The sequence below is a fragment of the Nostocoides vanveenii genome, assembly GCF_039531165.1.
GTDB lineage: Bacteria > Actinomycetota > Actinomycetes > Actinomycetales > Dermatophilaceae > Nostocoides_A > Nostocoides_A vanveenii.
The window spans coordinates 1-26,371 of the sequence record NZ_BAAAPN010000044.1 but is presented as its reverse complement, the minus strand read 5'-3'; the positions used below and the strand labels follow the sequence as shown (position 1 = coordinate 26,371).

Genomic DNA, 26,371 nt, shown 5'->3' with positions numbered 1-26,371 from the left:
AGCCAGGCGCGGTCGAATGCTCCTTTCGACCGGGCCTGTGGGCACACTCGACGGGGACAGATTGTCCTATCGACGTCAGGCGAGGGGAACGACGTTGACCAGTTTGGGGGGGCGCACGATGACGGTGCGCACGCCACCGGCAGTCGCGTCTATCACCTTCGGCAGCGCCATGACGAGGCCGCGCAAGTCGTCCTCGCCGATATCGGCGGGCACCTCCACGCGGTCACGCACCTTGCCGCGGATCTGCACCACGCAGGTGACGTTCTCCTCGACCAGGTAGGCCGGGTCGGCGACGGGGAACCGCTCATACGTCAAGGTCGCGGGGTGGCCCAGACGCGACCACAATTCCTCGGCGATGTGCGGCGCCAAGGGCGCCACCATCAGCACCAGCGCTTCGGCAACGGCGCGCGGTACCGCGTCGAGCTTTGTCACGGCATTGTTCAACTCGGTCAGTCGCGCGATCGCCGTGTTGAAACCGAGACCGGCGTAGTCCGCACGCACCGCGTCGATCGTGCGGTGCAGCACCCGCAAGGTCGCCTCGTCCGGCGCCACGTCAGCGACCGTGGCAGCTCCGGTCTCTTCGTCGATCACATTGCGCCACAAGCGCTGCAGGAAGCGCTGGCTCCCCACGACCGCCCGGGTGTCCCAGGGCTTCGACTGCTCCAGCGGCCCCAACCCCATCTCGTACAGGCGCAGGGTGTCGGCGCCATACGCGGCGTACATCTCGTCGGGGCTGACCATATTCTTCAGCGACTTGCCGATCTTGCCGAACTCCCGCGTGACCGGCTCGCCCTGCCAGGTGTAGCTCACCGACCCGTCGGCCGCGAAGTCCTCGACGACGTCCTTGGCCTCGACATACTGCCCGCGGGCATCCTTGTACGCCGCCGCCTGGATATACCCCTGCGAGAAGTACGTCCGGAAGGGCTCGTCCGAGGCCAGATGCCCCAGGTCGTGCAGGACCTTGTGCCAGAAGCGCGCATAGAGCAGGTGCAGCACCGCGTGCTCGACGCCACCGACATAGAGGTCGACGCCACCCGGGTCCCGCGTGCCGGGCATGACCGCCTCGTCGCGCGGCCCCATCCAGTAGGCCTCGTTGACCGGGTCGACGAACTGCTCGGCATTGTCGGGGTCGAGATAACGCAAGTAGTACCAACAGGATCCGGCCCAGTTGGGCATGGTGTTGGTCTCGCGGCGGTAGCGCTGCAACCCGCGCCCGTCCTCGAGGTCGAGGTCCACCTCGACCCACTCCCCGACCCGCGAGAGCGGCGGCTCGGGCTCGCTGGAGTTGTCCTCCGGGTCGAAGGTCTTCGGCGAGTAGTCGGGCACATCGGGTAGCTCGATCGGCAGCATCGACTCGGGAACGGCGTGCGCGACGCCGGCCTCGTCGAAGACGATCGGGAAGGGCTCACCCCAGTAGCGCTGGCGGCTGAAGAGCCAGTCGCGCAGCTTGTAGTTGATCGTCGCCTCGCCCAGCCCCTTGTCGGCCAGCCACTGCGTTATCGCCGTCTTCGCCTCGGCAATTCCCTTGCCGTTCAACGAGATTTCGTCATTGGCCGAGTTGATCGTGGCTCCTTCGCCGGCATACGCCGACGACCCGTCGTGATCCGCGGGTGGCTGCACGGTATAGACCACCGGGAGCCCGTATGCCGTCGCGAAGTCGAAGTCGCGCTGGTCACCTCCCGGGACGGCCATGATCGCCCCGGTCCCGTAACCCATCAGCACATAGTCGGCGACGAAGACCGGAATGCGTTCTCCCGACGTGGGATTCACGGCATACGAGCCGGTGAAGACGCCCGTCTTTTCGCGCGTCTCCAGCTGCCGGTCGACCTCGGACTTGCGCGAGGTGGAGAGGCGGTAGGCCGCGATCGCCTCCCCCGGGGTCGCCGCACCGCCCGTCCAGCGCGGGTCCGTGCCCGCCGGCCAGGCTGCCGGGGTCAGCGACTCGACCAGCGGGTGCTCGGGCGCCAAGACCATGAAGGTCGCGCCGAAGAGCGTGTCCGGACGGGTCGTGAAGACCTCGATCCCACCACCGCTCGCCACGTCCGCGCCGTCGAAGGGGAAGGTCACCCGCGCCCCGTGGCTGCGCCCGATCCAGTTGCGCTGCATGATCCGGACCTTCTCCGGCCAGTCCACGCGGTCGAGGTCGTCGGCCAGGCGATCGGCATACGCGGTGATGCGCATCATCCACTGACGCAGATTCTTCCGATAGACCGGGAAATTCCCGCGCTCGGATCGCCCGTCGTTGGTGACCTCTTCATTGGACAGCACCGTGCCCAGCCCGGGGGCCCAGTTGACCGGCGCCTCGTGGGTGTAGGCCAGCCGGTAGCCGTCGATGATCGCGGCCTGCTCCGCCGGGCTCAGGTCGGCCCATGGGCGCCCGTCGGGCGTGGCCCGATCGCCCGCGGCGAAAGCGGCGATCAGGTCGGCGATGGGGCGCGCCCGGCCCCGGCCACCGTCCTCGCGCACTGCGTCGACGTCGTACCAGGAGTTGAAGATCTGCAGGAAGATCCACTGGGTCCACTTGTAGTAGCCCGGATCGATCGTCTGGATCGCGCGCCGGTCATCGTGCCCAAGACCCAGCCGCCGCAGCTGCCGCTGCATGATGACGATGTTGTCCTCGGTCGTCTTGCGCGGATGCTGACCGGTGGTCACGGCATACTGCTCGGCCGGCAGGCCGAAGGCGTCATAGCCCAGGCAGTGCAGAACGTTCTTGCCCAGCATCCGGTTGTAGCGGGCGAACACGTCGGTGGCGATATAGCCCAGCGGGTGGCCGATGTGCAGGCCGGCACCGCTGGGATACGGGAACATGTCGAGCACCAGCAGGTGGCCGTCGAAGTCACGGATCGCCTCGGGATCGCCGAGATTGCCCGTGGGATTCGGCGCGTGGAAGGTCCCGTCCTCCTCCCAGCGGTCCTGCCAGGCGCGCTCGAACGTGTCGGCCAGCGCAGCGGTATAGCGGAAGGCGGGGGTGTCGCTCATCGTCGTCCTTGGGGTGTGCTCACTGCTCGGGGAGAAAGAAGGCCCCTTCAGGGCAGAAGGGCCGAGCCGCGATGACGTCCGTGCGGTTCGTCAGCGCGGCCGGCTAAGGAGCAGCGACCTCGTCATGCCGGTCACCCTACCCCAGCCGGTTTTACCGCCGTCGACGCTTCCGGCGGCCGGGCACCGCCTTCCCCAGCACGTATGGTGCCCACCATGGTCCGCGTCGTTCTCGCCTCCGCCTCCCCTGCCCGCCGCGAGCTCCTACGCCGCGCGGGCGTTGCCGCCGATGTGCGGGTCAGCGATGTCGACGAGACGGCGGTCCTCGCGCGGATCAAAGCGGTCATCCCCGATCTGGAGCCGGTCGACGAGGTGCTCGCGCTGGCGCGGGCCAAGGCCGAGGATGTCGCCGCGGACGTCGAGGACGCCCTGATCATCGGCTGCGACTCGATGCTGGAGTTCGCCGGGGAGGTGCTGGGCAAGCCGGCCACCGAGCAGGAGGCGATAGCCCGCTGGCGGAAGATGAGCGGGCGGGTGGGCACGCTGCATACCGGCCACTGGTTGATCGATGCGCGGGCCGCCGGCAGCGGCGGACTGCTGGGGGCGACGGCGTCGACGGTGGTCCGCTTCGGCACATTGGCTGAGGACGAGATCGCCGCCTATGTCGCGACCGGTGAGCCGCTGCGGGTCGCGGGCGCTTTCACCATCGACGGCCTCGGAGGACCCTTCATCGACGGCATCGAGGGCGACCACAGCAATGTCATCGGGCTCTCCCTGCCCGTGCTGCGCGGGCTGCTGCACGACCTCGGGCTGCGCTGGGCCGACCTGACCAAGCGGGTGCACGCGGGTCCGCAGGGCCACGCGGCGTGTCCCTAGTTACGCACGAGGAAGTCGCCGTACATGTCCTTGGCGTGGGTCAAGGCGGCGACATAGCCGGCCCGCTCATAGGCCGCCGCATCCACCTCGTCACCGAGCGCCAGCAGCCCGCGCACATCAGCCACCGAGGCGAAGCCCTTGCGCTCCATCCACGCCGTCAGCTCGGTCAACAGCGTTGCGGCATAAGCCGGTCCGTGACGCATCAGTGACGAGGCGGTCATCACGACGTCGGCCCCGGCCAGGAGATATTTCACGACATCGGCACCGGACTCGACACCCGTCGTCGCCGCCAGTGAGGCCGCGACCCGGCCGCGCAAGATGGCGATCCAGGTCCGCGCGATGCCGGACTCCACGGGCGAGGACAGGGTCACAGCCGGACCGACGGCCAGCGCCTCGATGTCGATGTCCGGCTGCAGGAAGCGGTTGAAGAGCACCAGCCCGTCGGCACCGGCGGCGTCGAGGTCGCGGCACATGGTCCCGGTCGCGCTGAAGAACGGACTGAGCTTCACCGCCACCGGGATCGAGACCGCGTCCTTGACCGTATGCACGATCTCCACGTGCCGCTCCTCGATCACCGCGCCCGCGACGCGGGTGTCGCCGGGAACGGCATACGGGTTGACCTCCAGCGCCGCCGCGCCGGAGTCCTGAAGTTGGCGGGCACACTGCGCCCACCCCTCGAGATTGACCCCATTGAGACTTGCAATCACCGGAATGTCCACGGCCGCAACGGATTTCTCCAGATGCCGCAAGTAGGGCGTGGCGCCGCCCGCGGCGATGTCCACATCGGGGAAGTAGCTCGTTGCTTCACCGAACGAGTCCTCGTGCATCGCGACGATCTCGAAGTCGGCGATCTCCTGGCGACGGATCTGCTCCTCGAAGAGCGAATAGAGGACGACCGCTCCGACGCCGGCATCGGCCAGGGCCCGGACGCCGGCGACGGTCTGCGAGAGCGGCGACGCCGACGCGACCAACGGATTGCGCAGCGGGAGACCAAGATAGGTCGTGGCCAGGTCCATCAGTTCCTCTTCGTCGCGTCGGGCATGAACTGGCCGGCGCTGCGCGTGGCCATCTCCTCATAGACCGCCCAGCGCTGGTCCACGGCGTGCTGGGCGAGACCCAAGAGCCGCTCGGCCTCCTCGGGCGCGGTCTGACGGAGCATGCGGTAGCGCAACTCCTTGTAGATGTAGTCCGACAGCGGGATCGTCGGCCGCGGCGAGTCGAGGAAGAAGGGATTGTCTCCTCGGTCGCGAATCGTCGGGTCGTAGCGCATCAGCGGCCAGTGTCCCGAGTTCACCGCGCGCTTCTGCTGCTCGAGGCCTTTGCTCATCTCGATGCCGTGGGCGATGCAGTGGCTGTAGGCGATGATCAGCGAGGTGCCGTCATAGGCCTCCGCCTCGCGGAAGGCACGCAACGTCTGCTGCGGGTCCGCGCCGAGGGCGACGCGGGCGACATACACCGAGCCGTATGCCGTGGCCTGCAGCGCGAGGTCCTTCTTGGCGACCGCCTTGCCCGCAGCGGCGAATTTCGCTACTGCCGCAATGGGAGTCGCCTTCGATGACTGCCCGCCGGTGTTCGAGTAGACCTCGGTGTCCATCACCAGGATGTTGACATTGCGCCCGCTCGCGAGCACATGGTCGAGCCCGCCGGATCCGATGTCGTAGGCCCAGCCGTCACCGCCGACGATCCACACGCTGCGCCGAACCAAGTGGTCGGCAACGCTGCGCAGATCCTCGGCGACCGGCCCTTCCATCCCGTCAAGCCGCCGCATCAACTCCTCGACCCGGACACGCTGCGCGGCCAACTCGGACTCGCGGATCTGCGGTGCGCTCAGGATGTCGTCGACCAACTCGGCGCCGACGCGATCGCGCAGCATCGACAGTCGCTCCCGAGCCAGCCGGTTGTGCAGGTCGGCCGCCATCTGTAGGCCGAGCCCGAACTCCGCGTTGTCCTCGAAGAGGCTGTTGGACCAGGCCGGGCCGCGGCCTTGCGCATTGCGCGTCCAGGGGGTCGTCGGCAGGTTGCCGCCGTAGATGGAGGAGCAGCCGGTCGCGTTCGCGACGGTGAGGCGGTCCCCGAAGAGTTGGCTGAGCAACTTCAGGTAGGGGGTCTCACCACAGCCGGAGCACGCCCCGGAGAACTCGAAGAGCGGCTGCAGGAATTGGGCACCGCGCACCGTGCCGAAGTCCACCCGGGCACGCTCGTTCTGCGGGATCGACTCGAAGAAGCCGACATTGGTCACGCCACGCTCCATCACCCCCTCATCGGCGGTCAGGTTGATGGCCTTGCGGCCCGACCCGACGACGGGGGTGACCGGACAGGCTTCGACACACAGTCCGCAGCCGGTGCAGTCCTCTGTGTAGACCTGCAGCGTGTAGCCGCTCTGCGGCAGCCCGGCGGCGTTCAGGGGCGCCGACTCGAAGCCGTCCGGAGCACCATCGAGCGCCGCGCGGTCATAGAACTTCGAGCGCAGCACGGCGTGCGGGCAGACGAATGCACAGTTGCCGCATTGGATGCACCCACTCGGATCCCATTGCGCGACAAGGTCGCTGATCCGCCGCTTCTCGTATGCCGTGGTGCCACTCGGGAAGGTCCCGTCGACCGGCATCGCACTCACCGGGAGGTCGTCGCCGCGGCCGGCCATCATCGCCGCGGTCACGGTCCGGACGAACTCCGGCGCGTCCGCGCTGACGATCGCGCGCGGGGCACGCTTGGACGTGGCCGCCTCGGGGACGTCGATCCGGTGCAACTGGGCGAGGGTGGCATCGACCGCGGCCTCGTTGCGGCGCACGACCTCGGGGCCGCGCCGGCCATAGGTCTTGCGGATCGACTTCTTGATCGCCTCGATCGCCTCCTCGCGCGGCATGACGCCGGAGATGGCGAAGAAGCAGGTCTGGAGGATCGTGTTGGTCCTCCCGGGCAGCCCCGCGCCGCGCGCGACGCTGTCGGCGTCGATGGCATAGAGCTGCAGCCCCTTGGCGATGATCTCCTCCTGCACGGGGCGCGAAAGTGACTGCCACACCTCGTCTTTCGGCATGGACGCGTTGAGCAGGATCACCCCGCCGGGGCGGGTCAGGCCGAGCACGTCGAGCTTGTCGAGCAGGCCGAAGTGGTGGCACCCGACGAAGCCGGCGCTGCCGACGAGATAGGGCGCCTTGATCGGGTGCGGGCCGAAGCGCAGGTGCGAGATCGTCGACCCGCCGGACTTCTTCGAGTCATAGACGAAGTAGGCCTGGGCGTAGCGATTCGGGTCCTCGCCGAGGATCTTGATGGTGTTCTTGTTGGCGCCGACGGTGCCGTCGGAGCCGAGGCCGAAGAAGACCGCCCTCAGGGTCTTCTCGTCCTCGATGTGCAGACCGCGGTCATAGTCGATCGAGGTCCCCGAGACGTCGTCCGTGATGCCGACCGTGAACCCGGTGGGGGGTCGGTCGGCGGCCAGGGCGGCATACACGCCCGCGACCATCGCCGGCGTGAACTCCTTGCTGGAGAGGCCATACCGACCACCGACGACGCGCGGCATCGACGCGAGGTGGCCCTCGGCATACGCGCCGGAGAGGGCGGCGACGACGTCGAGATAGAGCGGCTCGCCGCCGCTGCCGGGCTCCTTGGTGCGGTCGAGCACCCCGACGACTCGGGCCGTCGCCGGGAGAGCGGCGACGAGCTCGGCGGCCGGGAAGGGACGGTAGAGCCGGATCCGGACGACGCCGACCTTCTCGCCCTGGGCGAGAAGGTGGTTGACGGTCTCCTCGACGGTCTCGCCGCCGGAGCCCATGATGACGATGACCCGCTCGGCCTCGGCGTGCCCGGCATACTCGAGAAGGTGGTAGGCCCGCCCGGTCTGAGCGGCGAACTCGTCCATGACGCCCTGGACGATGCCGGGCGTCGCGGCATAGAACGGGTTGACCGTCTCGCGGGCCTGGAAATAGACGTCGGGGTTCTGCGCGGTGCCGCGCACGAAGGGGCGCTCGGGCGAGAGCCCCCGCATCCGGTGCTCGTGAACCAGGCTCTCGGGGACGAGCGCGTGCAGCACCGCGTCGTCGAGCAGCTCGATCGTGTTGAGTTCGTGCGAGGTCCGGAAGCCGTCGAAGAAGTGGACGAACGGGATCCGGCTGCGCAGGGTCGCCGCGTGCGCGACGAGGGCGAGGTCGTGCGCCTCCTGGACCGAGCCGGAGGAGAGCAGCGCGAACCCGGTCTGCCGCACGGCCATGACGTCCTGATGGTCGCCGAAGATCGAGAGTCCTTGTGCCGCAAGCGATCGAGCGGCAACGTGAAGCACCGCCGAGGTGAGTTCGCCGGCGATCTTGTACATATTGGGGATCATCAGCAGCAGGCCCTGCGAGGCGGTGAAGGTCGTGCTGAGAGCACCGCCCTGGAGCGCCCCATGGAGGGCGCCGGCGGCTCCACCCTCGCTCTGCATCTCGATGACCGTTGGGACGGTCCCCCAGATGTTCGTGCGGCCCTTGGCAGACCAGTCGTCGGCGAGCTCGGCCATCGTCGAGGACGGCGTGATGGGATAGATCGCGCACAGTTCACTGAGGCGGTGGGCGACGTGGACCGTTGCCTCGTTGCCGTCGATCGTCGTGCGGGTCATCGCTGCGCTCCCCCTTCGCGGGCCAGGCCGGTGACCGGAGCGACAAAGACGTTTGCCGGCAGGGGTTCGTGCTCACCGATCATGTCGATGGCGTGCACTGGGCACTGTCGAGCGCAGGTGCCGCACCCTGTGCACTTGTCATAATCGAAGCGATACCGATGTCCCACACCGAGTTTGACGACCGCATCGTCGGGACACGACCCGAGGCAACCGTCGCATTCGAAGCAATTCCCGCATGAGAGGCAGCGGGCCGCCTCGAAGGCGGCTTCCTCCTCGGACAGCCCGGCGACGACCTCCGTGAAGACGTGCGAACGGGCCTGCGGGTCGAGCGCCGCCTGCTGGCGCTGCCGGTGATCACCGAAGTACCACAGATTCAGCTTCTCGAGATCGGCGACGGGATGCTTGGCTCCCGGCGCATAGGCCGCCCCCGCCAGATAGGCGTCGATCGCCTGCGCCGCCTTCTTGCCGTGGCCGACGCCGATCGTCACCGTTCGCTCGCTCGGGACCGCATCGCCGCCGGCGAAGACCCCGGGCGCTCCGGTCATCAGCGTCACCGGGTCGACCTGGACGACATCGCCGTCGAAGGCGATCCCGGGCAAGGCCCTGAGGAAGCCAGTGTCGGACTCCTGTCCCAGCGCGAGGATCACCGTGTCGGCCTCGAGTTGCTCGAATCGCCCTGTCCCCCGTGGCTTTCCGAACTCGTCGAGCTCCTGGATCTCCACCGTCACGTCGTCCGCGCCCATCGAGGAGATGGTTCGCAACCAGTTGATCCGTATCCCCTCGCGCTCGGCGTCGGCAGCTTCCTCCGCGTGGGCGGGCATCTGCTCACGCGTGCGCCGGTAGACGATGATCGTGTCGTCGGCGCCTAGGCGGCGGGCCACCCGAGCCGCGTCCATGGCCGTGTTCCCCCCGCCGTAGACCGCGACCCGACCGGACAACGCGCTGCGCTCCCCCTCCTCCACGCCACGCAGGAAGCTCACAGCGTCCAGGACGCGAGCGGCGTCACCATTGGGGATGTCGACGCGCTTGGATAGGTGCGCGCCGACGGCCACGAAGGCCGCGTCGAAGCCCTCGGCCAGTTCGGCTTGAAGGTCGGTGACCGTGTGGTTCTGTTCGAAGGTGACCCCATAGGCCGCCACCCGGGCGATCTCGGCGTCGATGACATCGCGGGGCAGACGGTAGGCCGGTATGCCGTAGCGCATCATCCCGCCCGGCTGGTCGCTGTTGTCGCGGACGGTGACCCGGTGACCCAATCGCGTCAGGTGGTAGGCGGCCGACAGGCCGCTCGGGCCGGAGCCCACGACGAGCACGTGCTTTCCGCTGGGAGCTGCGGGTGCGGCATACGTCCATCCGGCGGCGATCGCGCTGTCGCCGAGGTGACGCTCGACCGCGTGGATGGAGACCGCTGCGTCCATCAGGGCGCGGTTGCAGGCCGTCTCGCACGGGTGGTAGCACACCCGGCCGTGGATGGCCGGGAAGGGGTTGTCCTGGGTCAACCGGTCCCACGCGCCGCGGATGTCGCCTCGCTTGGCCAGCGCCAGCCAGGACTGGATGTTCTCGCCCGCAGGGCACCCGGCATTGCAAGGCGGCAATAGGTCGACATAGACCGGGCGCTGGTGGCGGACCGGTCCAGAGCGTTGGCGTCCGCTCCCCAAGGCGGACAGGGGGGTCAGATCGTGGTCCCGCTCGCTCATCGCCGCCTCCTGGACCCGTCGCCCCGGGGCGTTCGCCCGCGCCGGCCCGTCGATCCGACCCTAGTCCCCAGGCTCAGACGGGGCATCTTTGGCCTGCCTCACTCCGCAGGCTCAGTCGGCCGATTCACCAGAAGAGCCCGACCGGATCGGTCGGGCTCGTGTGGTGACGGACGGGCGCTGAGCAGGCCTGCATCGACGCTCTGCGTGTCAGGCGGTCCAGACCGCCCCGCTCTGGCAGGACTGGTCGGCGTTGTAGGGCGAGGCCTGGTTGTTGGTGATGACGTCGCTCGTGCGGGCGCCGCCGGTGAGGCGTGGGTGGTCGTTGCGGAGCACACCGGAACTGTCGCCAGCGAGGAGGTCACGCAGGTCAGCGCGTAGCCGCCGATCTTGGTGTTGGGGTTGAGCGCCATGGTGAAGGACACGCCGCCACACAGACTGCTCGGGCCAGTGATCCCGCCCGTCAGCGTGACCTTGACGGTCGTGGTGCGCACCTCGGAAGCCTGGCCTTGGTACGTCGTGGGCGTCCAGGTCCCCTGGCTGGTACTCCAGCTGCCCCAGTTCGTCCCACCGAACTTGCCATTGAGGCCGAATCCGTTCACGGTGGCCCCAGTCGGACGATAGACGTCGTAGGTGAAGGTGAAGGCGGTGCCGGCGGGCACGGTGGTGTTGGCCGGGATGGAAATCATCAGTGAGGTCTGCGCCTGGACGTGGGTCGAGTCGTAGTCGCCGACCAACAGGTTGTAGTTGTCGAAGTCACACGACCAACAGCCGGCGGTGTCCACGGTGACACACTGTTGCGGCGTCGAAGCCGCCAGCGCGGGAGCGGCGATGCCGACCGCCACTACCGGCACGGACCCACGCCGCGCCCCTGGTGACAGACCGACGAGAGGGTTGGGGGGACGACAGTGGGAACTCCTGGGAAAGAGCGGATCGGACGAGGTGGCCCCGGGGGGGAGGAACGAGTGGTGCTCGGCGTCAGGCGCGGCATTGCTGACCCGGGAACCGGGACGGTGATAACAGGTTCACTCTCCGCGATACGCCGACGTTACCGGCGGGTAGAAGGACGTCCCGTCGGAACGCAGCGCGGCCGACGGCGATCACACGCACCACGCCGGAGCGCTGGCGTCCGGTGCCCAGCGCGGACACAAGGGCCAGGCCGTTGTCCCGCTCCCCTCATCACGCTCGCTCCGAAGGCCGTGAGCACCTGGCGTTCGCCGGCGCCGGCCGTGGGTCCGAACACCAGACCTCGGCGGCATTGGGCTCAAGCGCGGCGCAAGGGTTTAAACCGGTGGCACGTCGCGGCGCTTGGCAGCGAAGTGGCGATCGCGATGCACGGCATACGCCAGACGGGCGGTCAGCTCGTCGCGCAGGGCATCGGCCTCGATGATCTGGTCGATGACCAGATCGGCCGCTAGCCGCTGGATGTCGACATCCTCTTCGTACTCCCGGCGCTTCTGCGCGACATATGCGGCGCGCTCGTCGGCGTCGGCGATCTCGGCGATCTTGTTGGCGTAGACCGCATTCACGGCCGCCTCCGGTCCCATGACGGCAATCCGCGCCGTCGGCAAGGCGATCGTCGCGTCGGGACCGAAACCCGGCCCGCCCATGGCATACAGGCCGGCGCCATAGGCCTTGCGGATCACGACGCAGAACTGCGGCACGGTCGCCGACGCGACCGCAGAGACCATCTTGGCGCCGTGCCGGATGATGCCGCCCCGCTCGACCTCCGAGCCGATCATGAAGCCCGGCACATCGGCGAGATAGATCAGCGGGATCGAGTAGGCATCGCAGAGCCAGATGAAGCGGGCCGCCTTGTCTGCTGAATCGGTGAAAAGCACACCGCCCTTGACTGCGGAGTTGTTGGCGAGAATGCCGACGCTCTCGCCATTGAGGCGGCCAAAGCCGACGACGAGCTCGGCCGCGAAGAGCGGTTTGATTTCGAAGAAGCTGTCGGCGTCGACGAGCCCGTCGATGACCTCGTGCACATCGAAAGGCACGCTCTCGCGTTCCGGGATCGTATGCCGTGTCAACGGCTGCGTGGGCGGCTCCGGGTGGTAGGCCGGCGCCGGCGACCGCCAGTTCTGCGGGAGATAAGAGAAGTAGAGGCGGGCGAGCTCGATGGCCTCGGTGTCATCGGCGGCGAGCAGATCGCCGACGCCAGAGACCGTGCAGTGCATGCGTGCACCGCCCATGTCCTCCAGTGAAACCTTTTCTCCGACAACCATTTCCGCCATGCGTGGGCTGCCGAGATACATCGACGCGTTGCCGTCGACCATGATGATCAGGTCGCAGAAGCTCGGGATGTAGGCGCCTCCCGCGGCGCTCGGCCCGAACAGGCAGCAGATCTGCGGGACCTTGCCAGAGAGCGCCACCTGATTGTGGAAGATCCGCCCAGCCCCGCGCCGGCCCGGGAACATCTCGACCTGGTCGGTGATGCGCGCGCCCGCGCTGTCCACCAACCAGAAGACCGGGAGTTCTTCACGCAAGGCCATCTCGGTGGCCCGGACGATCTTCTCGACGGTGCGTGCACCCCAGGACCCGGCCTTGACGGTCGGGTCGTTGGCGATGACGATCACCGGACGGCCGTCGACCAGGCCCCGGCCGGTCACGACCCCATCGGCAGGCAGCCCGGGCGCGAGCGCATTCGCGAAGCGGCCGTCCTCGACGAAACTGCCGTCGAGCAGCAGCGCGATCCGGTCACGGACATACAGCTTGTGCTGCGTGGCGAGTTTCGCTGCGGCGCCGTCCGGCGGGCGGTGCGACGCGGCATACGCGCCGGCGAGGCGTTCGCGGACGTCGGTGACCTTGGGGTCACTGCCGGCGTCGGGGCCGGTGGCGAAAGGGGTGTCAGGGTGCGGCATACCGCTCATCCTTGCGGCAGGCCGAGGTGACGCGCGATGACCATCTTCTGCACCTCGGAGGTGCCCTCGCCGATCTCGAGGATCTTGGCGTCGCGGTAGAAGCGGGCGACCGGGAACTCCTCCATGAAGCCGTTGCCGCCGAAGATCTGCGTGGCGATGCGGGTCGCGGTGACGGCGGCCTCCGTCGCGTAGAGCTTGCCGATCGCCGCCGCCTGCTTGACCTCCGTGACGCGACGCCGGCCGAGGTCGTGCTCATCCTTGAGCCAGGCCGCCTTATAGACCAGCACGCGCGAGGCCTCGACCATCGTTGCGAGGTCGGCGAGTTGGAAGGAGACGCCCTGGTTGACACCGATGGGCCGGCCGAAGGCCGTGCGCGTCTTGGCGTATGCCGTGGCTTGCTCCAGGCAGGCCCGCGAGAGCCCCAGCGCGAGCGCCGAGATCGCGATCCGGCCATCGTCGAGGGTCTTGAGGAACTGCTTGAAGCCCCTGCCCTCTTCGCCGAGCAGGTTGCCGGCGGGGACGCGGCAGTCCGCGAAGGTCAGGCCGTGGGTGTCGGAGATGTGCCAGCCGAGCTTGTGGTAGGCCGGCTCGACCGTGAATCCCGGCGTGCCATTGGGCACCATGATGGCGCTGATCTGCGCAGACCCATCGGGGTTGGTGCCGGTGCGCGCGGTGACCGTGTTGACGGTCGTGATCGCGGTTCCGCTGTTGGTGATGAAGGCTTTGGCACCGTTGATCACCCACTCCTCGCCCTCGCGCGTGGCGCGGGTGCGCGTGGCGCCGGCGTCGGAGCCCGCCTCGGGCTCGGTCAGGCCGAAGCCGGCGAGCGCCCGCCCGGCGACCAGATCGGGCAGCCAGCGCTCCTTCTGCTCGGCGCTGCCATAGGTCAGGATCGGGTTGATGCCCAGCCCCACGCCGGCCGAGAGGGTGATGCCGATCGACTGATCGACCCGGCCGAGCTCCTCGATGGCGACGCAGAGGGCAGTGAAGGGGCCGGCGTCGTCGTCGCGGTGTCCGCCGAACTCCTCGGGCACGACCAGCCCGAAGAGCCCGAGATCGCCCATCGTGGGCACCAAATCGACGGGGAAGTAGGCGTCGCGATCCCATTGGGCGACGTTGGGAGCGATCTCGCGCTCCGCGAAATCGCGCACCACCGCGCGGAAGTCCTCGTGCTCCTTGGTCAGTTCGAACACCGGTCTCGCCCTCTTCGATGATTGACGTTTACGTCAACGTAAAGCAATACTGGCGCACATGGCAAGCCCGACGCAACGGCCGCGCAACGAGACCTCCCGCACGCCCAGGCTTCGGCGCAGCGACGTCACGGCGGGCCGGAGAGAGGACTCGTGGACGATCGCCCAGGTCGCGGACGAGTTCGGCATCACCCATCGCGCGGTGCGGCACTACGAGGATCTCGGCCTGATCACGCCCGAGCGCCGCGGCACGGCACGGATCTATCACCGGCGCGATCGCACCCGCCTCAACCTGATCCTGCGCGGCAAGCGCCTCGGCTTCCCGCTGGAAGAGATCCGTACGATCATCGACCTCTATGACGCGCCGCGCGGGAAGCGCAGCCAGTTGGAGTATGTGCTCGGCCAGATCGACGACCGCCGCGCCGACCTGGAGCAGCGGCGCCGCGACATTGATGACGCGCTTGCCGAGTTGGACACCTTCGAAGCGCGCTGCCGGGCCGATCTGGACGCCGTCGGCGCGGGGCGCTGACGGGGCGCGGTCGGCGCGGGGCGCGGTCGGCGCGGGGCGCTGACGGGGCGCGGTCGGCGCGGGGCGCTGACGGGACGCGAACGGCATACTGACGCGCTGACCCCGCTGGGCCGCAGCACGGCGGGCCACCCCCGTCGAGAGGCCGGTTCAGCCCCGTCGAGAGGCCGTGGGCACGCGGCATACTGAGGCAATGGCGACGACGGAGGACCTGGACCGGATCGCGCGGTCGTTCGATGGGGTGAGCGTCGGGACGTACTGGGCCGATCCCCACGCTTTTCTCCTGCCCGGTCGAGGGGGCACAGGCTTCGTGATGAAGCGCAGCCCGCGCCGCCAGGAGGGCACCGTCGACCCGGCGACCGACGAGCCGTATGCCGATCTGATCGTCGTCGCGCTGGGCACTGCGGCGGCGCACGACGAAGCGCTGGCGATGTTCCCACCGGACGTGGTCTTCACCATCCCCCACTTCGCCGGGCACTCGGGTGTGCTCGCCCATCTGGACCGGATCAGCGTCGAGCAACTGGAGGACCTGCTCGACCTGTGCTGGCGCAGCAAACAGGCATAAGGGTGCGCCCTACCGTGCGGTAAGTGGGGTGATCACCCCACTTACCGCACGGTAGGCCGGCGGGCGAGGCGGGCGGCGTCGAGCAGGGCGTTCTCGACCAACTCCATCGCGGCGGGGTGGATCCACAGCGGCGTGGCGGCGGCGTCCATCGCCGTCAGCCCTCGCGTGACCGCATCCACGAGCGGCTGAATCAGGGACGACGCGAAGGGCGCCATGATCTGCGCCCCCAACACGACGCCGCTCCCCCGCTCGGCGACGACCGTGCACACCGAGGTCGTGTCCTCCAGCGCCCAGCCGTATGCCGTGTCCGACAGCGGCCGCGTGGCCGCCACTGCGTCGCGTCCCTCCGCCCGCGCAGCTTCCGGCGTCAGGCCGACGAGCGCGATCTGTGGGTCGCTGAAGATCGCCGCGGGAATTGCCTTGGTGCGCAAGGGTTCCAGGGCGTCGGGGTGCAGGATGTTGTGACGGATCGTGCGCGCCTGAGAGTTGGCGAGATGCTTGAGCTCGATCTCGCTGGAGATGTCGCCGAGGGCCCACACCCTCTCGGCGCTGGTCCGGCCGTAGTCGTCCACGAGCACCCGCCCCGACTCGGCGTCCACCGCGACACCGGCACTCTCGAGCCCGAGACCGGCCGTGTTCGGGCGGCGCCCGGCGGCGACGAGCAGCCGGTCGCCGACCAGGGGCGTCCCGTCGCTCAGGCGCAGATGGATCCCGTCCGAACGCTGCTCGACAGTCGTCACCGAGGCGCCGGTGTGCACATCCCAGCGCTCACGCGCAATCGCGGTGAAGCGTCGCGCGACGTCCTCGCCCGCTCGCCGGGCGAGGACCGGCCCTTGCGTCACAAGGGTGATCGCGCACCCGAGCGCCCCGAAGATGCTCGCCATCTCGATCCCGATGACCCCGCCGCCGAGGACGAGCAAGCGCTTCGGCAACTCCTCGATGCGCATGATCGTGTCGGACGTGTCTACCCGAACTCCGCTCTGCCGCACCACATCCGGGATCACCGGGTGCGCACCGGCGGCGATAACGATGTGATCTGCGCTGACCTCGATCCCTCCGGTGGGCAGGTGCAGACGCACCCGCCGCTCACCGACGAACTCGGCCCGACACTCATACGCAGCGATGCCGGCGTCGCGGGCACCGCCCGGGCCGGAGGCGGCATACGAATCGATGCGCCCGAAGACGCGGTCGCGAATGTCCGGCCAGCGCACACCGTCGATGTGTGCGTCGATGCCGAAGCGCGCCGCGTCTCGGATGGTCGCCGCGACGTCGGCCGCGTGCACGAACATCTTGCTGGGGATGCAGCCTCGGTTGAGGCAGGTGCCGCCATACGGCCCGCTATCGACGATGGCCGTATGCCGTCCGCTCACCATCGCCTCGTTGAGCACCATCCGCCCCGATCCGGCCCCAATCACGAGCACGTCGTAGGGGGCGGTGACGGGAGGCGGCGGCGAGCTGGGCGACATACGTCAAGAACATAGGGCTAGCGCGAGCGCACGCCGCCCACCGCCGCCATCTGTTGCCGCAACTGGTACGGCAGAAGCTCGGCGTGAGCGTGGTGCAGGGCACGGCCGGAATGCACCGACAACCGGGCGCACGCATGGCAGGCTGACGGGGTGATCGACACTCCCCCACCGCGATTCGCCCATGTCGACGACGTCGCGGCGCGCCTCGCGGCGGCCGGCTACCTGGCCTCCGACGCCATCGCCACCACGGCCTTCCTCGCCGACCGCCTCGGCAAGCCGCTGCTCGTCGAGGGGCCCGCGGGCGTCGGGAAGACCGAACTCGCCAAGGCGCTTGCGAGCGCGATCGACGGCGACCTGGTGCGCCTGCAGTGCTATGAGGGCGTGGACGAGGCGCGAGCGCTCTACGAGTGGAATCACGCCAAACAGCTGCTCCGGATCACCGCCGGGCAGGGCGACTCCTGGGACGAGCTACGCGGCGACATCTTTACCGAGGAGTTCCTTCTGCCGCGGCCACTGCTGAAGGCGATCCGGGCAACCGGCGAGACGGTGCTGCTCATCGACGAACTCGACAAGGCCGACCAGGAGATCGAGGGACTGCTTCTGGAAATCCTCGGCGACTTCCAGATCACCGTTCCCGAGCTCGGGACGATCCGAGCCGAGCGGCGGCCACTAGTCGTGTTGACCTCCAATGCGACGCGCGAGTTGTCAGAGGCGCTGCGCCGACGCTGCCTCTTTCTGCACATCGACTATCCCGAGCCCGAGCTCGAGCAGCGCATCGTCCAGATCCAGGTGCCCGAACTGGGCGCCTCGCTCGCGGAATCCGTTGTGCGACTTGTCAATCGACTACGCCTACTCAAGCTGCGCAAGTCGCCGTCGGTCGCGGAGAGCGTCGACTGGGGCCGGACTCTGGTCGCTCTCGGCGCGCGTGAGATGACGCCCGACGTGGTCGCCGACAATCTGGGCGTGCTGCTGAAGCACCAGGACGATCTCGTGCGTGCCCGCCACGCATTGGAGCTCTGAGGGCCGGATGCCAGCCCCTCCCCCCGGCCGACCCCGAACCGTCGGCGGTGGCCGCGCCCCGTCGGGCGGGGTCGCCGGGAGTTTGCCTGGTGATCCGCCGCACCCACTCCATGAGCGACTGGCCACCTTCGGCGCGGCTTTGCGCGATCACGGGATCTCGGCCGGGACGTCAGACATCATCGATGCTGGCACTGCTGCCGTCGCTCTCGGCCTAGAGGATCGAGAGCGCCTTCGAGCCGCCTTCGCGTGCGCCCTGTTGCGCCGCAGCGGCGAACGACGTCTTTTCGACGAGCTCTTCGATGTCTATTTCCCCGCAGCTGTGGGTGCTCGATCGGGCGTGAACGATAGCCCGCGCACGCTCTCCGAGGTGAGCGAGATCCGTTCCCGCGCAGAGGAATTGCGCCAGCTCCTGGCAGCTGCCCTGGCCGCGGGCGACCGCGCTGCGCTGGATCGAATTGCGGCCCAGGTCGTCGCCGAGCTCGGCCGGCTCGCGAACGACTCGACCCTCGGCGGCTACTCGGCGGCCCAGGCCCTCGATGCCCTGGCGCCCCAGCTGGCCATCGCCGTCGCGGAGGCGCTGGCCCGTCAGGCCGGTGCCGGCGCCCGCGGCGCGGGCGCCGCGGGCGCCGGCACCGGCCTGACGGCCGGCTTCTCCCGCGACGAACTCCGGGCCGAGGTGGCTGCCTTTCGTCGCCGTGTCGAGACCGAGACCCGGCGGCGCAATGCCGAGATCCGTGGGGCCGAACGCATCGCTCGGTATGCCGTGCGCTCCCCCGTCGAACAGAGCAGCTTCGTGCTCGCCGGGCCGGACGAACTCGCTGAACTGCGCCGCGCCATCGGCCCGTTGACGCGCAAGCTGGCCACCCGCCTGGCCGCCCGGCGCCGCTCGGGTCGCGGCGCCCCGATCGACATGCGCCGAACCCTGCGGCGGGCGATGGGATCCGGCGGGGTGCCGATGCGTCCGGCCTTCCAGCGACGCTCGACGTCCCGGGTCGATCTGGTGCTGCTCTGCGATATGTCCAGCTCGGTTGCCGGCTTCTCGCGATTCACGATCCTGCTGATGCAGGCCCTGGCGGCGCAATTCCGACGGGTGCGCGTCTTCGGTTTTGTGAACGTGGTCGAGGAGCTGACCGAGATAATCGCCGTCGCGCCTCCGGGCTCGGATCTGACGACGGCCTTGTCGGACACTCGCCGAATGACCAAGTGGCACAACAACTCCGACTACGGAACGGCGCTTTCCGACTTCACCGAGCATTGCCTGGACGCCGTCGGCCACCGCAGCGTCGTCCTCGTGCTGGGCGATGCCCGCACCAACAACACCGACCCGGGCTTGCCCGCCCTCCACGCGATCCAGGAGCGCGCGAAATCGGTCATCTGGCTCAACCCCGAGCCGGCCCGGCAATGGGATTCCGGCGATTCGGTAGCCCACCTCTATGCCGAGGTCGTCGATATGCACGAGTGCCGCAACCTGGCGCAGCTGCGCCATTTTGTCACCCGCCTGCTGCCCATCTGACGCCCGCATCGGGGCATGCCATCCGACTGTCAGATCGGCACTTCAGCGGGGCCAACACACCGGACATTCGCCCGAATAGTCGGCGTATTGGCCCCAGCCGATTGGCTGTCGATGGCGCGGGACCTGGTGGGATCACCGACCGATCTTGACCACGCCCCCGATCCCGGCGCACAGCCCGCATGTCGTGACATAGGCGGATCCGCCGCGGATCGCCACGCCATAGGGCGCGGTGAGCCCCCCGGCGATGACCGTATGCCGCGACGCCCCGGGCGTGATCCTCAGCAGCGAGCCCGTGGGCACCTCGCCTTCGGGCACGGTGAGCAAGCCGGCGGAACTGAACTCCACGGCATACAGGGTGCGTCCGGCGAAGGCAAGGCCGGTGACATTGGTCAGGCCGCTGGCATACACGGTCGGGGCCGAGCCCGGCACCACGCGCCAGATGCGCGCCTCGCCGGCGGGGAAGGGGAACCCGGTCAGTTCGCTGACATAGAGCGCGCCGTCGGGGCCGCCGACGACGGTGGTCGGCACCGACTGCATCGGCATCAGGCCGGGCGGCGGCAGGAAGGGCGGCTTGGGCACCATGCGGTTCTCGAACACCGAGACGGTGCTGATCGCGCTTCCCGACTGGCGCAGAAGGGCATTCGCGCCGGCGTCGATGACATAGTTCTTGCCGCCGACGATCTCGACGGACGTCGGGTTGGAATCGATGCCCTGCCCGTCCGGGTCGTCGGCCGCTTCATGGGCAGCAAGGTCGCCGCCCACACCGCCGGCCGCCGGCAGGGTCCCGACGAGGACCGTGCCGAGCTGCCGCGCCGGGCCGGGCAAGGTCGCGCGCGTGGCCGGGTCGGAACCGAGGCCCAGGGTCAGCAGATAGGTGCCATTGCGTCGCACGGCGATATCCGACGGGCCGCTCGCACCGAAGCCACCCGCACCCGCGAGCGAGGGCAAGCGCGTAAGGACCCGAGTCGCGACGCCACCCCGGATCCGGGTGACCGAGCCCGTGCGCCCGTAGCACACTTCGCCCTCGTCACCGTCGAGGCACGGGCCGACGCCACCGGTGCCAGCCTCGGCGATGTAGAGATCGCCATTCGGCGCGAAGCTCAACTGACGCGGATTGTTCAGGCCGTCGGCCACGACGACCGGACCAGCCGACCGGGTCGTCGCCGCCCCGAGGGCTCGCTGCGCCGTTGCGCCGGCCGATGCGGCCCCGGCCGGGCGCTGGTCGCCCCGGCCAGGATGGCCGCTCCCGCGGCGAGTGCTGTGGTGCTGAATCTGCGCATCCTCATGGCTCGTCTCCCCGTGGACCCGCCAGGCCCCGTTGGCCCGGCCCTTGGACGACCATGACACCGCGCTCGAGGCAACACACCGGACAATGTCCCGGCGTGGGCGCCACGCCCCCACCGGCCCGCGCATCACCCGACGGCGCAATCGGCGGCTCACCGCCCGGGTGCGCGCATACGCGGGAGGCGGCTCAGGTCAGCGCGAGATAGATCAGCCAGATCACCACGACCAGGGCGACCAGGCTGGAGGCCGCGATCGCGGCGTCGACATAGCGCGGGCGGGCGCGGCCCGCGCGACGCGGCGGGGGCGGCGGGGTGGACGCAGGCATACGGGCCGTCAGCCGTTGAACTCGAGCGGGTTCGGGCCGGTGCGCATCCCGCGGTCCAGGCCTTCGATCGCCTCCATATCCTCGGCGTCCAAGGAGATCCCGAAGACGTCGAAATTCTCCGCGATCCGGCTCGGGGTCACCGACTTCGGGATCACCACATTGCCGAGTGCCAGCTGCCAGCTGAGGATCGCCTGCGCCGGCGAGACCCCATGCTTGGCGGCGATCGCGCCGATGACCGGGTCGTCGAGCACCTGCTTGCCGGACGCGAGCGGGCTCCACGCCTCGGTGACGATCCCGTGCTCGGCGTGGAAGGCCCGCAACTCGCGCTGCTGCAGGTAGGGGTGCAACTCGATCTGGTTGATCGCCGGATACTCCCCCGTTGCCGCCTTTGCGGCCTCGAGATGCGCCGGCTCGAAGTTCGACACCCCGACTGCGCGCACGCGCCCCTCGCCGCGCAGCGCGACCAGGATCTCCCACGCCTCGACATAGCGGCCCTGCTCCGGGAAGGGCCAATGCAGCAAGAAGAGGTCGAGCACATCGAGTCCCAGCCGCTCGGTGCTGGCGTTGAAGGAGGAGCGGGCGTCGGGGAAGTCGGTCGGCCACAGCTTCGAGGTCACGAAGACCTCCTCGCGCGGTAGCCCGGACTGGACGAGCGCCCGGCCCACGCCGGTCTCGTTGTGATAGAGCTTCGCGGTGTCGATGTGCCGGTAGCCGACACCCAGCGCCTCGACGACGGCGATGAACGCCTCGTCGTCAGGCACCTGCCAGACACCGAAGCCGAGTTGCGGGATGGCGACCGTGGTCGAGCCGGCGCGCAGGTCCTTGTGCGGTTGCGTCATAGGCCCACTGTAGGCACCTATGACGCACCTAACCCGCGGATCGACGCGTCGGCGACGGGCCGCCCGCTAGGCTCCCGAACATGCCGACGATCACCAAAGTCCTCATTGCCAACCGCGGTGAAATCGCCGTCCGTGTCGCGCGGGCGTGCCGGGATGCGGGCATCGGATCCGTGGCCGTCTATGCCGAGCCGGACCGAGACGCGCTGCATGTCAAGGTCGCCGACGAGGCCTACGCCCTCGGCGGTTCGACGCCCGCGGACTCGTATCTGCTGCAGGACAAGCTCATCGACATCGCGCGCCAGTCCGGGGCCGACGCCATCCACCCCGGCTACGGCTTCCTCGCCGAGAACGGCCCCTTCGCCCAGAAGGTCATCGACGCCGGCCTGATCTGGATCGGCCCGGGACCCGAGGCCATCGACTCCCTCGGTGACAAGGTCAAGGCCCGGCACATCGCGCTGGCCGCCGACGCGCCGCTCGTGCCGGGCACGAAGAACCCGGTCAGCGGCCCTGACGAGGTGGTCGCCTTCGCGACCGAGCACGGACTCCCCGTCGCGATCAAGGCGGCATACGGCGGCGGCGGCCGTGGCCTGAAGGTCGCACGCACGATCGAGGAGATCCCCGAGCTGTATGACAGCGCCGTCCGGGAGGCGGTCACCGCCTTCGGCCGCGGCGAGTGTTTTGTCGAACGCTTCCTCGACCACCCGCGGCACGTCGAGACCCAGTGCCTGGCCGACATGCACGGCAATGTCGTCGTCGTCTCGACGCGCGACTGCTCGCTGCAGCGTCGCAACCAGAAGCTCGTCGAGGAAGCCCCGGCCCCCTTCATCACCGACGAGCAGCACGCCGAGTTGCTGCGCGCGTCCAAGGCCATCCTCAAGGGCGCCGGGTATGTCGGCGCCGGCACCTGCGAGTTCCTCATCGGGCCGCAGGGCGATATCTCCTTCCTCGAGGTCAACACCCGTCTCCAGGTCGAACACCCGGTGACCGAGGAAGTCACCGGGATCGACTTGGTCCGCGAGCAGTTTCGCATCGCGAACGGCGAGGCCCTCAGCTTCACCGACCCCGAGCCGCACGCCCACTCCATCGAGTTCCGGATCAACGGCGAGGATGCCGGCCGCGGCTTCCTGCCGGCTCCGGGGACGGTCACCACGATGGTTATCCCCCAAGGACCGGGCGTGCGCTGGGACGCCGGCATCGTCGAGGGTGACACCATCGCCGGCGCCTTCGACTCCCTGATCGCGAAATTGATCGTCACCGGACGCACCCGCCAGGAGGCCCTGGAGCGGTCGCGCCGGGCCCTCGACGAACTCGTCATCGAGGGCATGCCGACGGTGACGCCCTTCCACCGCGCCGTTGTCGCCAACCCCGACTTCGCCCCCGCGGACCCGGCCGAGAAGTTCCGCACGCATACCCGCTGGATCGAGACCGAGTTCGTCAACGACATCGCCCCGTATGCCGGCGCGACGGCCGATGCGCCCGAGGCCGAGGAGCGCCAGCACATCGTCGTTGAGGTCGGCGGCAAGCGCGTGGAGGTCTCCTTGCCCGGTGGACTGTCGTTGGGTGGAGGTGGCGGCGCTACCGCCGCGAAGAAGAAGGCGCCGCGTCGCAGCGGTGGCGCGAAGTCCGGCGCGGCCACGTCGGGCGATTCCCTCACCGCGCCGATGCAGGGCACCATCGTCAAGGTGGCTGTCGCCGACGGTCAGCAGGTTGCCGCCGGTGAACTCGTGCTCGTCCTCGAGGCGATGAAGATGGAGCAGCCGATCAATGCCCACAAGGCGGGCACGATCAGCGGCCTGAGCGCCACCGTCGGCGCGACCGTCGCCAATGGCGCGGTTCTCTGCGAGATCAACGACTGACGCGCCCACCCCCGGACGCGTTCACTCAGGGGCTGACGACAAACGCGCTGTCGACCTGCCCTAGGCTGGTCAGCTTCTTGGTGCCCAGGTCATAACGCGCCCACGCGCTGGTGCGGTGCGTCGAATCCCGGGAGTGCCGCGGGTAGGCCTGAGAGCCGACAACGGTCAGGACAGTCGGCTGTGCCGACGCGGCGAGCCCGAGCTTTCCGTGGCCAGCGCGCCATCGGCGCTGAGGCGTGCGTAGGTCAGCGGGTCGCCGGCCGGCGGCAGGTGGGTCACGAGCGGCAGGCTCGACGTGCAGTGACAGCGGCCCGCCGATTTGGGCCACCACCAACTGTGGCTCTGCCCCCCGCGCGATCAGCGGCACGCTGCCGCACTCAGGCCCGGCGAAGGAGGTCCACTTCTTGGTCGGATTCGGGGCGCTGTGCGCGGTCGCCGTCAGTGAGCCGGCGAGGACAACGGACGCGGTGACAACGGCCGATCAGCGGGTGGGCACAGACATGGAATCTCCTCGGCTGACGATGTCCATGAGCCTAACGACAGGTGCCGACAGCCATCCCTGACTAGGGTGGCTGAGGTCGATCCGAGGAGGGGTGGGCTCATGAAGCGGACTGTGTGGGCGGCTGGCGCGACGGCCGCCGCGGTGGGCGTGGGCGTGACAACGGCCGGTGCGGCGCCCACGGGGGCGAGCGACGGCATACGCACGCAAGTCGTCGTGGACGGCCAAGCCCAGCCGGTCTTTGCCGCGCGCCCGGCGGACTGGATCGTCAAGGAAGCGTGGGTGAGCGTGCCCGTGGATTCCGACCACGACGGCCGGCCCGACCGGGCGCACATCCGGTATGCCGTGGCCAAGGACGCCCCGCAGCGGGTTCCGGTGATCATGGTGGCCAGTCCCTACTGGGTGGGGGTCAATGACGTCGCCAACCACAATGTCGACCACGACCTCTACGACCCCGACACGCGCGCGGGCGCCCGGCAGCCGGGGCACGAGCGGGCGACGGGCGGTGGTGTCCAACTGCTCGATCGGTGGACGGCGGCCACGTGGATCTCGCGGGGCTTCGGCTATGTCGAGTTCGAGTCGCTCGGCACCGGCGGCTCCACTGGGTGCCCCACGACGGGCGGAGCCAACGACAGCCTCGGCCCGAAGGCGGCCATCGACTGGCTGAACGGGCGCGCGAGTGCGGTGGACGCGTCCGGGCGGGCCGTGGCTGCCGGATGGAGCAATGGGCGGGTGGGCATGATCGGCACGTCCTACGACGGGACCCTGCCCAATGCCGTGGCGACCACCGGCGTCGAGGGCCTTGAGGCGCTCATCCCGATCTCGGCGATCTCGGACTGGTACGGCTACTACCGGGCCGGTGGGGCGGTGGTCGCGCCGGAGGGCTACCAGGGCGAAGACGCCGATGTCCTGGCGAAGTTCGTGCTCATGCGGGCGAATCGTGCGATCTGCAAGCCGGTGATCAATACCCTTGCGCGACAACAGGATCGAGTCACCGGTGATCTGAACTCCTTCTGGGCTCAACGCTCATACCTCGCCGATGTCTCCCGGGTCAAGGCCGCGGTGTATGTCGCGCACGGACTGCAAGACTGGAATGTCAAGCCCAGCCAGGCGGGGCTCTGGTATCGCGCGCTGCGCGCCCAAGGCACACCGGCGAAGATCTTCTGGCACCAGTGGGGGCACGGCGGGCCGCCGCCACTCTACGAACAGAACCGCTGGTTCACCCGCTATGTGCTCGGAGTGCGCAATGGCGTCGAAAGTGACCCGCGCGCCATCATCGAGACCCCAGAGGGCACCTCGCCGCGGTATGCCGATTGGCCCCTCCCCGGCAGCGCGGCCCGGACCACGACCCTCGCCGATCTGACCTTGCGCGCGGGCGCGTCGGGTCGCCTGCTCACCTTCGCCGACGATCCGAGGCAGAGCCTCATCCCGTTCACGACGTCGCCGACGCGATCCACCGGGCTCGCCTTTGCGACCGCCCCCTTGACGGCGAACACCCGGCTCTCCGGATTCGCGTCCGCCGATCTGCGACTCGCGCTCGGGCAGGGCAATGCCAACCTGAGCATCGGTGTCTTCGACCTCAACGCACGCGGAATGGCCACGCTGATCACCCAGGGCTGGGCTGACCCACAGAACCGCAACTCCCTCTGGCGCACCGACGCGATCACACCGGGCCAGTTCATGCGGGTGCGGGTCGACCTCGAAGCCAACGATCATGTCATCGCCAAGGGCCACCGCATCGGCGTCACGATCCTGCAGTCCGACCACGAGTTCACCATTCGCCCGCCCGCCGGCAAGACCATGACGATCGACACCCGCGCGAGCACGATCACCCTGCCCCTGACCCAGCCGCTACCCTGATCAGCTGCAGCCGTCAGGTCACGAGCGAACGCAACTCATCAAGGAGCGAGGCGTGTCCTCGCCGCTGCATATCGGCGATCACGGGAACGATCTGGCCGTATCTGACTTGCGACAGATTCACCGAACGCGGCACGGGAACGCCGCTGCGTCGATCGAGTTCTGAGAGAGTCAGCACATCGACTCTCAACGCCTCAATTCCGTCAACAATCTTATGGAACTCGGCTAACGGGTAGCCGGGGTGATTCGGATCCCCCACCTCGAAGCGATGGCCTGTGATTATTAGCGTGCCCCCACCGTTCATCGCTTTCCTCACCGCAGCTAGTGACGCGTCCTTGAAATATCTTTATGGTTTCGTGGGATAATCAGGGCATGGCGAACAAGATCGCGGCTCCCCTGCCGCTGCGTGTCGGTGACCGCGAGCGGTTGGAGACGA

The 26,371-nt window shown here is 68.8% G+C and carries 19 protein-coding genes; 7 read left to right on the top strand and 12 right to left on the bottom strand.

Annotated features, from left to right (window positions below):
- Positions 1–75 precede the first annotated feature (75 nt).
- Positions 76–2,979 carry a leucine--tRNA ligase gene (gene leuS, locus ABD209_RS08550; protein WP_344064808.1) on the bottom strand — a complete coding sequence of 968 codons (2,904 nt, stop codon included), beginning with the start codon at positions 2,977–2,979 and terminating at the stop codon, positions 76–78.
- Between the two features lie 213 nt (positions 2,980–3,192).
- Between leuS and ABD209_RS08545 the strand changes: the two genes are divergently transcribed.
- The gene (locus tag ABD209_RS08545; protein ID WP_344064805.1) at positions 3,193–3,852 is read left to right on the top strand and encodes a Maf family protein; all 660 of its coding nucleotides are present in this window, start codon (positions 3,193–3,195) and stop codon (positions 3,850–3,852) included.
- On the opposite strand, the gene ABD209_RS08540 is transcribed toward ABD209_RS08545, so the two are convergent.
- The 6 genes from ABD209_RS08540 to ABD209_RS08515 all read right to left on the bottom strand — a co-directional run bounded on the left by ABD209_RS08540 (position 3,849) and on the right by ABD209_RS08515 (position 14,188).
- Positions 3,849–4,868, bottom strand: a complete 1,020-nt coding sequence (locus ABD209_RS08540) for a dihydroorotate dehydrogenase-like protein (protein ID WP_344064802.1) — start codon at positions 4,866–4,868, stop codon at positions 3,849–3,851. The genes ABD209_RS08545 and ABD209_RS08540 overlap by 4 nt on opposite strands.
- On the bottom strand, positions 4,868–8,440 hold the full coding sequence (nifJ, locus tag ABD209_RS08535) for a pyruvate:ferredoxin (flavodoxin) oxidoreductase (RefSeq protein ID WP_344064799.1): 3,573 nt from the start codon (positions 8,438–8,440) through the stop codon (positions 4,868–4,870). Before nifJ ends, ABD209_RS08540 begins: the two co-directional genes overlap by 1 nt.
- Entirely contained in the window at positions 8,437–10,134 is a 1,698-nt protein-coding gene (locus ABD209_RS08530) for an NAD(P)-binding protein (RefSeq protein WP_344064796.1), read from the bottom strand. Before ABD209_RS08530 ends, nifJ begins: the two co-directional genes overlap by 4 nt.
- Before the next feature lie 98 nt (positions 10,135–10,232).
- Positions 10,233–10,916 (bottom strand): hypothetical protein, encoded by a 684-nt coding sequence (locus tag ABD209_RS08525; protein ID WP_344064792.1) that lies wholly within the window; start codon positions 10,914–10,916, stop codon positions 10,233–10,235.
- 498 nt (positions 10,917–11,414) lie between these two features.
- Positions 11,415–12,995 carry an acyl-CoA carboxylase subunit beta gene (locus ABD209_RS08520; protein ID WP_344064789.1) on the bottom strand — a complete coding sequence of 527 codons (1,581 nt, stop codon included), beginning with the start codon at positions 12,993–12,995 and terminating at the stop codon, positions 11,415–11,417.
- Between the two features lie 5 nt (positions 12,996–13,000).
- Positions 13,001–14,188, bottom strand: coding sequence for an acyl-CoA dehydrogenase family protein (locus ABD209_RS08515; protein ID WP_344064787.1), 1,188 nt, complete (start codon positions 14,186–14,188; stop codon positions 13,001–13,003).
- A gap of 58 nt (positions 14,189–14,246) precedes the next feature.
- Here ABD209_RS08515 and ABD209_RS08510 point away from each other — a divergent pair, with 58 nt between their 5' ends.
- Both ABD209_RS08510 and ABD209_RS08505 read left to right on the top strand, forming a co-directional pair.
- Positions 14,247–14,714, top strand: a complete 468-nt coding sequence (locus ABD209_RS08510; RefSeq protein ID WP_344064784.1) for a MerR family transcriptional regulator — start codon at positions 14,247–14,249, stop codon at positions 14,712–14,714.
- A gap of 190 nt (positions 14,715–14,904) precedes the next feature.
- Entirely contained in the window at positions 14,905–15,276 is a 372-nt protein-coding gene (locus ABD209_RS08505) for a hypothetical protein (RefSeq protein WP_344064781.1), read from the top strand.
- Between the two features lie 41 nt (positions 15,277–15,317).
- On the opposite strand, the gene ABD209_RS08500 is transcribed toward ABD209_RS08505, so the two are convergent.
- Positions 15,318–16,742, bottom strand: a complete 1,425-nt coding sequence (locus ABD209_RS08500) for a mycothione reductase (RefSeq protein ID WP_344064778.1) — start codon at positions 16,740–16,742, stop codon at positions 15,318–15,320.
- Positions 16,743–16,895: 153 nt separating this feature from the next.
- Here ABD209_RS08500 and ABD209_RS08495 point away from each other — a divergent pair, with 153 nt between their 5' ends.
- Complete coding sequence (locus tag ABD209_RS08495; protein ID WP_425564624.1) at positions 16,896–17,762, top strand: AAA family ATPase; 867 nt, start codon at positions 16,896–16,898, stop codon at positions 17,760–17,762.
- Positions 17,763–17,769: 7 nt separating this feature from the next.
- Positions 17,770–19,275 carry a VWA domain-containing protein gene (locus tag ABD209_RS08490; protein WP_344064773.1) on the top strand — a complete coding sequence of 502 codons (1,506 nt, stop codon included), beginning with the start codon at positions 17,770–17,772 and terminating at the stop codon, positions 19,273–19,275.
- 132 nt (positions 19,276–19,407) lie between these two features.
- On the opposite strand, the gene ABD209_RS08485 is transcribed toward ABD209_RS08490, so the two are convergent.
- The 3 genes from ABD209_RS08485 to ABD209_RS08475 all read right to left on the bottom strand — a co-directional run bounded on the left by ABD209_RS08485 (position 19,408) and on the right by ABD209_RS08475 (position 21,723).
- Positions 19,408–20,622: a ScyD/ScyE family protein gene (locus ABD209_RS08485; RefSeq protein ID WP_344064770.1), complete on the bottom strand. Its 1,215-nt coding sequence runs from the start codon at positions 20,620–20,622 to the stop codon at positions 19,408–19,410.
- A gap of 124 nt (positions 20,623–20,746) precedes the next feature.
- A complete protein-coding gene (locus ABD209_RS08480) occupies positions 20,747–20,884 on the bottom strand; it encodes a hypothetical protein (protein ID WP_324387777.1) in 138 nt (45 codons plus the stop codon).
- An 8-nt stretch (positions 20,885–20,892) separates the two neighbouring features.
- Positions 20,893–21,723 (bottom strand): aldo/keto reductase, encoded by an 831-nt coding sequence (locus tag ABD209_RS08475; RefSeq protein ID WP_344064767.1) that lies wholly within the window; start codon positions 21,721–21,723, stop codon positions 20,893–20,895.
- An 80-nt stretch (positions 21,724–21,803) separates the two neighbouring features.
- Here ABD209_RS08475 and ABD209_RS08470 point away from each other — a divergent pair, with 80 nt between their 5' ends.
- Complete coding sequence (locus ABD209_RS08470; RefSeq protein ID WP_344064765.1) at positions 21,804–23,579, top strand: acetyl/propionyl/methylcrotonyl-CoA carboxylase subunit alpha; 1,776 nt, start codon at positions 21,804–21,806, stop codon at positions 23,577–23,579.
- Between the two features lie 601 nt (positions 23,580–24,180).
- A complete protein-coding gene (locus tag ABD209_RS08465) occupies positions 24,181–25,938 on the top strand; it encodes a Xaa-Pro dipeptidyl-peptidase (protein WP_344064762.1) in 1,758 nt (585 codons plus the stop codon).
- A 13-nt stretch (positions 25,939–25,951) separates the two neighbouring features.
- On the opposite strand, the gene ABD209_RS08460 is transcribed toward ABD209_RS08465, so the two are convergent.
- Positions 25,952–26,251, bottom strand: a complete 300-nt coding sequence (locus ABD209_RS08460) for a hypothetical protein (RefSeq protein ID WP_344064759.1) — start codon at positions 26,249–26,251, stop codon at positions 25,952–25,954.
- Between the last annotated feature and the right edge of the window lie 120 nt (positions 26,252–26,371).

Coding starts and splice junctions, on each gene's coding strand:
- leuS (WP_344064808.1), bottom strand. CDS start 2,979: ATGAGCGACACCCCCGCCTTCCGCTATACCGCTGCGCTGGCCGACACG.
- ABD209_RS08545 (WP_344064805.1), top strand. CDS start 3,193: ATGGTCCGCGTCGTTCTCGCCTCCGCCTCCCCTGCCCGCCGCGAGCTC.
- ABD209_RS08540 (WP_344064802.1), bottom strand. CDS start 4,868: ATGGACCTGGCCACGACCTATCTTGGTCTCCCGCTGCGCAATCCGTTG.
- nifJ (WP_344064799.1), bottom strand. CDS start 8,440: ATGACCCGCACGACGATCGACGGCAACGAGGCAACGGTCCACGTCGCC.
- ABD209_RS08530 (WP_344064796.1), bottom strand. CDS start 10,134: ATGAGCGAGCGGGACCACGATCTGACCCCCCTGTCCGCCTTGGGGAGC.
- ABD209_RS08520 (WP_344064789.1), bottom strand. CDS start 12,995: ATGCCGCACCCTGACACCCCTTTCGCCACCGGCCCCGACGCCGGCAGT.
- ABD209_RS08510 (WP_344064784.1), top strand. CDS start 14,247: ATGGCAAGCCCGACGCAACGGCCGCGCAACGAGACCTCCCGCACGCCC.
- ABD209_RS08505 (WP_344064781.1), top strand. CDS start 14,905: ATGGCGACGACGGAGGACCTGGACCGGATCGCGCGGTCGTTCGATGGG.
- ABD209_RS08500 (WP_344064778.1), bottom strand. CDS start 16,742: ATGTCGCCCAGCTCGCCGCCGCCTCCCGTCACCGCCCCCTACGACGTG.
- ABD209_RS08490 (WP_344064773.1), top strand. CDS start 17,770: ATGCCAGCCCCTCCCCCCGGCCGACCCCGAACCGTCGGCGGTGGCCGC.
- ABD209_RS08480 (WP_324387777.1), bottom strand. CDS start 20,884: ATGCCTGCGTCCACCCCGCCGCCCCCGCCGCGTCGCGCGGGCCGCGCC.
- ABD209_RS08475 (WP_344064767.1), bottom strand. CDS start 21,723: ATGACGCAACCGCACAAGGACCTGCGCGCCGGCTCGACCACGGTCGCC.
- ABD209_RS08470 (WP_344064765.1), top strand. CDS start 21,804: ATGCCGACGATCACCAAAGTCCTCATTGCCAACCGCGGTGAAATCGCC.
- ABD209_RS08465 (WP_344064762.1), top strand. CDS start 24,181: ATGAAGCGGACTGTGTGGGCGGCTGGCGCGACGGCCGCCGCGGTGGGC.